This is a genomic window from Oleiphilus sp. HI0079 (genome assembly GCF_001635105.1).
The window spans coordinates 1-1,153 of sequence record NZ_LWFT01001066.1; the positions used below are offsets into that span (position 1 = coordinate 1).

Consider the following 1,153-nt stretch of genomic DNA (forward strand, 5'->3'; position numbering starts at 1 on the left):
CGCAGCGTATGTCGATTCCTTTCAAGGCTGCGCCGCTAGACTTGTATCGTGCATTGCGGTGTTTGAATCCGTCACCTTATATGTACTTTTTAAACTTGGGCGATTTTCATGTTGTTGGCTCGTCACCTGAGATCCTTGCTCGAGTAGAGGACGGCTTGGTTACCGTACGACCAATTGCTGGTACGCGGAAACGGGGCAAGAATGAAGCTGAAGATATCGTGCTCGAAAAAGACTTACTAGCCGATCCAAAAGAGCTTGCCGAGCATCTGATGCTGATTGACCTGGGGCGCAATGACGTTGGGCGAGTGGCCAAAACAGGTACGGTGGAGTTGACCGATAAAATGATCATAGAACGCTACTCGCATGTGATGCACATCGTCTCCAATGTGACGGGTGAGTTGAAAGAAGGGGCGAGTGCGATGGATGTGCTCAGAGCGACATTCCCTGCAGGCACCTTGAGTGGCGCACCCAAAATACGAGCAATGGAAATTATTGACGAGCTTGAACCTGTAAAGCGCGGTGTCTATGGCGGCGCGGTGGGTTATCTTTCCTGGAGCGGTAATATGGATACCGCTATTGCTATCCGAACCGCTGTTATCAAAGATGAAGAGCTTCATATTCAAGCCGGTGCAGGCGTTGTTGCCGATTCTGTTCCTCTTAATGAATGGGAAGAGACGTTGAATAAAGGGCGTGCGGTGTTTCGTGCGGTGGCTATGGCGACTCAGGGTCTTGATGCGAAGGAGAGTAACTAATGTTGTTGATGATCGATAATTACGACTCCTTTACGTATAACGTTGTTCAATACTTGGGTGAGCTAGGTGCGGATGTACACGTGCATCGCAATGACGAAATCACGATTGAGCAAATTCGTGAGATGAACCCTGAAAAAATAGTGATCTCTCCAGGGCCGTGTACGCCAAATGAGGCCGGTGTTTCTTTGCAAGTATTAGAACAGTTTAGAGGTAAACTACCCATTTTGGGTATCTGCTTGGGCCATCAAAGTATCGGTCAGGCATTTGGCGGGGACATTGTTCGTGCTTCGCGCGTTATGCATGGTAAAACCTCGCCTGTTTATCATAACGACACCGGTGTGTTTAAGGGTTTGCCCAACCCTCTAACAGCGACACGTTACCACTCGCTGGTGATTGACAAA

The 1,153-nt window shown here is 48.9% G+C and carries 2 protein-coding genes; both read left to right on the forward strand.

All coding sequences use genetic code 11. The annotated features are described in order from the left end of the window. On the forward strand, positions 1 to 752 hold a 752-nt coding region (locus A3750_RS19030), incomplete at its 5' end, for an anthranilate synthase component I family protein (RefSeq protein WP_197475157.1). Then, the coding region (locus A3750_RS19035; protein WP_068548632.1) for an aminodeoxychorismate/anthranilate synthase component II at positions 752 to 1,153 on the forward strand (402 nt) is incomplete at its 3' end. The genes A3750_RS19030 and A3750_RS19035, both read left to right, overlap by 1 nt.